Annotated in this window: 7 protein-coding genes; 1 reads left to right on the plus strand and 6 read right to left on the minus strand. The window is 30.8% G+C overall.

Features of this window, described 5'->3' with window-relative positions; translation table 11 throughout:
* The first annotated feature begins 154 nt into the window (after positions 1-154).
* Positions 155-703, plus strand: coding sequence for a 5-formyltetrahydrofolate cyclo-ligase (locus tag EII29_RS08200; RefSeq protein WP_125237045.1), 549 nt, complete (start codon positions 155-157; stop codon positions 701-703).
* 97 nt (positions 704-800) lie between these two features.
* Here the strand turns inward: EII29_RS08200 and EII29_RS08205 are convergent, their stop codons facing one another.
* The 6 genes from EII29_RS08205 to recG form a co-directional block, all read right to left on the minus strand.
* Positions 801-1,787: an LD-carboxypeptidase gene (locus tag EII29_RS08205; RefSeq protein WP_125237046.1), complete on the minus strand. Its 987-nt coding sequence runs from the start codon at positions 1,785-1,787 to the stop codon at positions 801-803.
* Complete coding sequence (locus tag EII29_RS08210; protein WP_125237047.1) at positions 1,784-2,362, minus strand: HAD family phosphatase; 579 nt, start codon at positions 2,360-2,362, stop codon at positions 1,784-1,786. Before EII29_RS08210 ends, EII29_RS08205 begins: the two co-directional genes overlap by 4 nt.
* A gap of 16 nt (positions 2,363-2,378) precedes the next feature.
* Positions 2,379-3,275, minus strand: a complete 897-nt coding sequence (locus tag EII29_RS08215) for a DUF6348 family protein (protein ID WP_125237048.1) — start codon at positions 3,273-3,275, stop codon at positions 2,379-2,381.
* Between the two features lie 24 nt (positions 3,276-3,299).
* Complete coding sequence (locus EII29_RS08220) at positions 3,300-5,012, minus strand: proline--tRNA ligase (RefSeq protein WP_125237049.1); 1,713 nt, start codon at positions 5,010-5,012, stop codon at positions 3,300-3,302.
* A 153-nt stretch (positions 5,013-5,165) separates the two neighbouring features.
* Complete coding sequence (locus EII29_RS08225; RefSeq protein ID WP_125237050.1) at positions 5,166-6,053, minus strand: DMT family transporter; 888 nt, start codon at positions 6,051-6,053, stop codon at positions 5,166-5,168.
* A gap of 40 nt (positions 6,054-6,093) precedes the next feature.
* Positions 6,094-8,169 carry an ATP-dependent DNA helicase RecG gene (gene recG / locus EII29_RS08230; protein WP_125237051.1) on the minus strand — a complete coding sequence of 692 codons (2,076 nt, stop codon included), beginning with the start codon at positions 8,167-8,169 and terminating at the stop codon, positions 6,094-6,096.
* Between the last annotated feature and the right edge of the window lie 341 nt (positions 8,170-8,510).

Raw genomic sequence — 8,510 nt, forward strand, 5'->3', positions numbered from 1 at the left:
CTTTCACATTACAAAAAGTTACATTTTTAAAGTCAGTATTTCTGAAATTCTATGTTAAATCTGTTTCATTATAAGTTTTCCTTTAGTTTTTATAGATAAAATAATATTTTTATGTTATCATTTTATTATTAAATTACGGATAAAGGAGTTTTTCATGTCAAAAGATAAAATACGAAGTGATATTATTCAGAAAAGAAATCTTCTTACAGAAGAATTTATTGAAAAAAATAGCAATATAATAATAGGAAATCTTAAAACTTATATTGAAAAAGCTCAAAATATTATGATTTTTATGGATATGAAAAACGAAGTGAAAATTACAAAATTAATTAATCTATATCTTCATAAAAATTTTTACATACCTAAAATTTTTCCCGACGGAGATATGAAAATAAATATGTACAATGAAAAAGATCTGGTTTTACATAAATTCGGTTATTATGAATCCAACTCTCCTGTTTTTTATAACGAAAATATTTTAGAGCTTGTTATTGTTCCTGCTGTGGCTTTTGATAAATCAAAAAATAGAATCGGCTTCGGAAAAGGTTACTATGACAGATTTCTGCATAAAATAGGAGGAAATCCAAATAAAACTTTAAATATCGGTATTTGCTATGATTTTCAGCTATTAGATGAAATTCCATTTGAGAACCATGATATAAAAGTTGATTTTGTTATTACTGAAAAAAGGACTATATATTAAATTTATAAAATAGTCCTTTTTTATTATCAGAAAAAAGAAATTGAAAAATTTCACGGTCTTTCTAAGATATATCACTCTCTAAATATCTTATTTCCCATTATTTTACAGATTTTTCTATTATTATTTCTCCTTTATAAGTATCTATTTTTGCTTTTGCTCCTATAGGAACAGTAATAAACGGTCTTACATGCCCCGAATCCAATCCACTTATTACAGGAATATTCATCTTTCCGAAATTATCTTCAAATACATCGTTTAAGTTCATATCATTAGGTTCGGCTTTTCTCGGATTTTTAAAATCTCCAAGGATTACCCCTTTTAAATTTTTCAGTTTTCCTGCTAATTTCAATTGTTTCAGCATTCTGTCGATTCTATATGTCGGCTCATTTACTTCTTCAATGAACAATATTTTCCCGTCAGTATTAATTTCATATTCCGTTCCGAGTGAAGCTACAATAAGAGATAAATTTCCTCCGGTAATTTTCCCTTCACCTTTTCCATTTCTTATTACAAAATATTCATTGTCAAGTTCTGCAAGATTAAATTCAGAAACTTCTATAAATGTCTTATTAAAAGAGGTTTCTGTAACTTCAGGAATATCTCTAAAATTGGAGCTCATAGGTCCATGATACGTTACAAGTCCCGTTTTTTCATTAATTGCAATTAAAAGAGTAGTGATATCACTATATCCTGAAAATATTTTCGGATTTTTCTTTATTACTTCATAATCAAGTTTATCCACTATCCTTATACTTCCATAACCTCCTCTTATGGCAAAAATAGCTTTTATTTCTTTATTTGCAAACATATCATTTATGTCTTCGGCTCTCATTTCGTCTATTCCTCCAAAACCATACCACATGGAATCAAAAGATTTTCCATACACTACTTTAAATCCTCTGTTTATAAGATACTCTACTTCATCATCAGCTGAAGTGCCTTTATAGTTTGCAGGAGCTATAAGTCCTATAGTATCTCCCTCTTTCAATTTTTCAGGTATTATTATCTGCTGCTTTTCAGCTCCTGTCAATATTACAGTCATTGTAAAAAGAAATATTAAGAATATGTTTTTTATTTTAATCATTTTAAAAATCCTTCCAGTTTTTCTTTTAATTTTGTATGATCGGGTAGATGAATTCCTTTTATTCCTAACTTTTCCGCAGCTTCTATATTTACTTCCATATCATCTATAAATAACGTTTCTTCAGGATTTAAAGAAAATTTATTTAAAATTTCCTCATATATTTCTTTTTCAGGTTTTAATAAATGACAGTAACAGGAAACCACTTTTCCTTTGAAATTTTTAAAAAATTCATAATTATTGTACACTTCTTCAAAAGAGTCTTTATGAAAATTCGATAAAATATATAAATTATAATTTTCTTTCAATAAAGGCAGCAAAGAAACATTTTCTTTTATCGGTTGCAATAAACCGGCAAAATTACTGTCAAACATTGAATCAATCTGCTCTGCTACTTCAGGTACTCTCTTCTTGAATATTTCTTTTGCTTCTCCATAAGAAAGTGTCCCTCTGTCAAGCATTAACCATTCAGGACTTCCAAATACCTCCTTTAAAAATTTTTCATTATCCGTATAATCTTTAGGGTTAAAACTTATAAGAACATTCCCTAAATCAAATATTATATTTTTAATACTCATCGTTTTCTCCAATCTGTTAATTATATTTTACTTTTACATCGGTAATAATGACATACTGTTTCCTGAATTTTATAATATCACAGTTTTTCCACGTAGCTGCATATTTTTTCAGATATTCTTCAGCTTGAGGATATTCTTCTCCGTTAATTCTGACATCCGCATCAAGCGTTCCGTCAGGCTCTTTTAAAGCAAATAATCTGATTGCATAACTTTTTCCGCTATCTCTCATTTGCTTGGAAAAAACTTCCATTGATTTCGTAAAAAAGCAGCAAGGACAAAATTCATCAATATAAGGATGAACATCAATTCCTGCTTTTTCAGACTTCTCTACATCAAAATTCGGATAAATTACCATATTCCCAAAAAACAAATGTCTTTTCGAAGATTTTTTATCTTCAGAAGTTACCTCAATTATTTCGTTCATATTTTCAGCATTTTCAGGATTTGCAGCATCGCACAAAGTAGCCCAGTCGAGCATTATCCAACTGTTAAAAGCATCTATAATTCCCATTGAAAGCTCATCACTCCACCGACTATACTGATACTCGAAAATACCTTTCAAAAATAATTCTTTATGATGAATCTGAATAGTAGTTGCTACTCTGTACTTCCCTTCTTCATCATTATCCACCCAATTCAACAAAGGCAACAGATAATAACCGTTTTCAGGAATATGGAGCCATTTATTTTCACCGTTACTTTTGAGTATTTGAACATTCCAACCCTTTTTTGCCAACAAATCATACAAAAACTCAGCAAAGACAATATCGGTATGTTTCGGATCAGAACTTTTAAGGCATCCTATTTTTGCAGGATTATTCGGTAAAATTTCCCATCTTACAATTTCACTGCCATGATTACGGCTGTTCTGCTCCTTTTCAGATTTTAAAATTTTTTTCAACTTATTAAACATAACCATTTTCCCTTATATTTTATATTATTCTTCTATAAATTTTTTTAAAAAATCAGTTACTTCTTCCACTTTTATTTCCTGACTTTCTCCCGTTCTTCTGTCTTTAATCTCAACTTTTCCCTCAATCGCTCCTTTTCCAACAACTATTTTCAAAGGAAACCCTATAAGATCAGCATCTTTAAACTTAAATCCCGCTCTTTCATTCCTGTCATCTAAAACTACATCTATTCCTTTACTGTTCAGTTTTTCATAAAGCTTTTCTCCTAATGAATATTGTGTCTCATCTTTTATATTTGCAATTATTATATCCACCAGATAAGGAGCTATAGCTTTAGGCCATATTATCCCCCATTCATCATGGTTCTGTTCTATTGCCGCTGCCATTACCCTGGAAATTCCTATTCCATAGCATCCCATTTTTATTATACGCTGTTTTCCGTTTTCATCTAAAACTGTTGCATTCAATGCTTTTGAATATTTTTCGCCTAATTTGAATATATGTCCCACTTCAATTCCTCTTGCAATTTTAAGAGTCCCTTTACCACCGGGACAACCATCCCCCTCTCTTGCTTCTCTTATATCTCCTGTTATATCATAGTGTATATCTTCAAGGTTTACATTTGCATAATGATACCCTTCTTTATTTCCTCCTACAATGAAATTCCTCATATATTTTACCGTTTCATCCAAAACTACTTTTATATTTTCATTTTTATCAAAAGAACCTACATATCCTTTTGCAATTCCAAGTTTTTCACAATCTTCCTCATCCATCATTTCCAGTTCCGTTGCTGCTCCTGCAATATTTTTTACCTTAATTGGATTTATATCAAGATCTCCCCTTATTAAAGCCATAAAATAATTTGCTCCGTCTGCAAGAACTTCTTTCAACAAAACAGCTTTTACCGTTTTTGTCTTATCCACTTTAAAAAAATTTGCAACATCCTCTATTGTCTTACAATCAGGAGTCTCTACAAGTTCCTTTTCTTTTTTTTCTTCATTGCTCATTTCAAGTTTTATTATACTCGAAGCTTTTTCCTTATTTGCAGCATAATCAGAAACATCACAATAGAGTATATCATCTTCACCGCTATCTGCAAGCACCATAAATTCATGGGACGAATCTCCTCCTATAGAACCTGAATCAGCTTCTACAGCTCTAAAATTAAGACCGCATCTTTCAAATATCCTTTCATAAGCTGCTTTCATATTCAAGTATTCTTCATCAAGAGATTTTTCGTCAATATGAAAGCTGTAGGCATCTTTCATAAGAAATTCCCTACCCCTCATTAGCCCGAATCTCGGTCGTATCTCATCTCTAAACTTTGTTTGTATCTGATAAAGGTTAAAAGGTAAATCTTTATATGAATCTACCATATTTCTTACAATATCCGTTACAACTTCTTCATGAGTGGGTCCCAACGCAAACTCCCTCTCATTTCTATCTTTTAGCCTCATCAATTCAGGTCCGTATGCAAACCATCTTCCTGTTTCTTCCCATAAAGAAGAGGGCTGTAACACCGGCATATGTATTTCCTGAGCATTTGCCCGATCCATTTCTTCACGAACAATATTTTCTATTTTTCTCAAAACTTTATACCCCAAAGGGAGATAGCTGTATATGCCTCTTGTAAGCTGTTTTATCATAGAAGCTCTTAACATTAACTGATGACTTATTACTTCAGCCTCTTTCGGTGCTTCCTTATACGTTTTTAAAAATGCTTTTGATAGTTTCATTTTTACAGTATGGTAATTATTTTAATTTTTAAAATTACCATACATCTCCTTTCCCAAAATTTTATATTTCTTTTATTTTATCATATCTTTATAAATTTATTCAATTAATAAATCACTTTAAATTTGTCTGCATTATTTTATTAAAGAGTCCTTTCATTCTTTCTTCAGTTCATTTTTATTAAATTTTATTTCAGAAACAAGTACAGAAAGCATTATTAATCCGGCTCCTGTTATTACTTTTAAAGTCAGAACTTCTCCAAGGAGAAAGAAAGCGAATAAAGGAGCAAACAGTGATTCTGTTGTCAATACTATTGAAGCTCTTGTAGATGTAGTCCATTTCTGAAAATAAGTCTGCAATAAAAAAGGAATTGCCGTTGAAAATATTGTCAGGTACAGTATTGCGATTAATGACATCCCATGCAACGGTTTTATTTCTTTCATCCCTGAAATAAATAAAAGATTTAACAAAAACAAGACTCCTCCCACTATCATCTGTATAAAAACAAGATTTAATGTATAAATCCTTTCACTATAATATCCTGTTGAAGCAACTTGTGCTGCAAAAAATACGGCACATATTATAGTAAGGATATCTCCCTTATTCAGACTTGTCAAATTCATATTATTATCAAAACTCATTATCCCTACGCCCAGTATACACAAAACTGAAGCCAGAAATGTTGATCTATCAGGCCTTTCTTTATATATAAACCAAAAGAAGTAAGGAACTATAACTACATTAATCGCTGTAAAAAAAGCATTGTTGCTTGCAGTAGTCATTGTCATTCCATAAGTCTGGAGAGTATAGCCGAAAAACTGAAACATTCCTATTATTATTCCTGCCTTTAGATCATACAATGTTATTTTCTTCATCTTTCTACCGAATATAATATAAAGAATTGAAAATCCTCCTAAAAACCTTATTGTAAGAAGATAGAAAGGATCTATTCCTTCATTTAATCCTATTTTTACAAAAACAAATCCTAACCCCCATAAAACCCCTACTAAAAGCAAGCCCATATCGGCATTGTGCCTTTTCATTCTCTCCAAAACTCCTTTCTCGAATAATTTTAATTTTTTATTATTCCATTATTTTTTTATGAAATTTCTCATAAATGTCTCTCTTTAAAAATTCGTTATCTATTTTACCGTTGTGTTCTTCAAGATAATTTATCACGTAATCTCTTATCAACTTTATTTCTTTAACATTTTTTACAATATCCGTAAGTAACATATCCGAAACTCCGCTTTGCCTTGTCCCGAGCATTTCTCCTGAATTTCTCAATTTCAAATCTTCTTCGGCTATTTTAAATCCGTCAGTAGTTTTTTCCATAATTCCGAGTCTTCTCATTGATAACTCATTATCAGTTTCCGACTCCAAAAAACAGTAAGACTGATGTCCACCCCTTCCTACTCTTCCTCTCAACTGATGGAGTGAAGACAGACCAAATCTCTGAGCATCTCTTATAACCATCACGGAAGCGTTAGGAACATTTACTCCCACTTCTATTACCGTTGTAGATATTAGTATATCAAGCTCATGATTTTTAAATTTTCTCATTATTTCCTGTTTTTCTTTATAATTCTGCCGTCCATGAATAAGGGCAGAACGTTTGTCAGGAAAAATTTCCTTATATTCTTGATAAGTTTCCTGAGCTGATTTTACATTTAATGTTTCACTTTCTTCAATTAAAGGAGAGACAACATATATCTGTCTTCCCTCTTTTATTTTTTTTTCAATGAACTTATACATTTTAGTTTTTTCTTCAAAATTTCTTATCCATTTGGTTTTTACAGGAGTCCTTCCGAGAGGAAGTTCATTAATAATGGAGACATCTAAGTCACCATATATTGTTAAAGCTAATGATCTTGGAATAGGTGTCGCACTCATTACTATTAAGTTCGCGATACTGCCTTTTTCCCTCAGAAGCTTTCTCTGTACTACTCCGAATCTATGCTGTTCATCTATGACTATGAGTCCCAATTTTTTGAAAACCACATCATTTTCTATAAGAGCATGAGTTCCTATAACAATATCCACAAGTCCGTTTTCTATTTCCAATAAAAGCTTTTCCCTTTTCTTTCCTTTCACACTTCCTGTCAAAAGTTCCACTCGCACATCGAGATTATTGAATATATCCACAATCCCCAGATAATGCTGTGTCGCCAATATTTCCGTAGGTGCCATTATTACTCCCTGATAGTTGTTTTCAGCCATATATAGGAGCATAATAAGTGCAACTACGGTTTTTCCGGAACCGACATCACCTTGAATAAGACGATTTACTATTTTCCCCGCTTTTAATTCTTTATAAATCTCACTTATTACTTTTTTTTGAGCTTTTGTCAATTCATATTCAAGGCTTTCTATAAATTTACTTACTAACCGTTTATTATCTTCCAATTCATATATATTATTATTCCCTTTATCTGTTTCAAATCTGTTTTGAAGTATCCCCATTTCAAGGAGCAAAATTTCCTCCATCATAAATCTTTTTTTTGCTTCTCTGCACTTTTCCATATTTTCAGGAAAATGTATATTCAACAAAGCATCTTTTCTTGGAAGAAGCTTCTCTTTTTCTATTAAATTCTCAGGAATATTTTCCTGTAATAAATATCCATAATCAAGTAATGCCTCATATATGATTTTTCTTATGGCTTCCTGTCTAAGTGAAGCTGTTGACGGATAAATTGGAAGTATCTGCTCATGTACGGATATTTCTTTTCCTGAATTTCCCGAGTATATTTTTTTATATTCCGGATTTACAATCTGAAATTTACCCGCATATTTAATCTTACCGTAAACTAACAGCTCATCTCCCACTTTTATATTATTTTTCATAAATTTATTATTAAACCAGACAAGTTCCATAATTCCCGTTTCATCTCTTAAAACTGCACGGAACATAGTTCTTCCTGCTTTTATATATTGATTTACAACATTTATGACAATACCTCTTATGATTGCAAATTCATCAGGAAGTATTTCAGCTATATTTTTATTTCCAGCTCTATCTTCATATGCTCTCGGAAAAAAATAAAGAAGGTCATATAAAGTATAAACTCCAAGTTTATTGAATTTTCCCGTTGTAACTTTACCTATCCCTTTAATTTTAAGTTCTTCCAAATCTTTGAATAGTAAATTATATGTAGCCATTTCACACTTCCATTTTTATTTTGTTTCTTTTTATATTATCACATTATATGTTTTTTGAAAAGATGGAGTTTTTAATTGTTATAGTTATTATAAAATTACATAATACTTATTATAGATAAAAAATAAAAATTCAGTTTTTATAGAGAATTTTTAAAATCTTTTCACAACCTTTTTTGCAAAAAAGGTTGTACCAAAAAACTTCCAACTTAAATTATTTCTCTCTCAAAAATACTTCATTTACTGAAAAATCACAAACTCACTTCGTTCAAACAGTGATTTTTCTTCACACTCATTCTCGTATTTTTTCGTTGAAATAATTTGAATGTTGGATTTGTTTTCTT

It is taken from the genome of Leptotrichia sp. OH3620_COT-345 (assembly GCF_003932895.1).
Lineage (GTDB): Bacteria > Fusobacteriota > Fusobacteriia > Fusobacteriales > Leptotrichiaceae > Pseudoleptotrichia.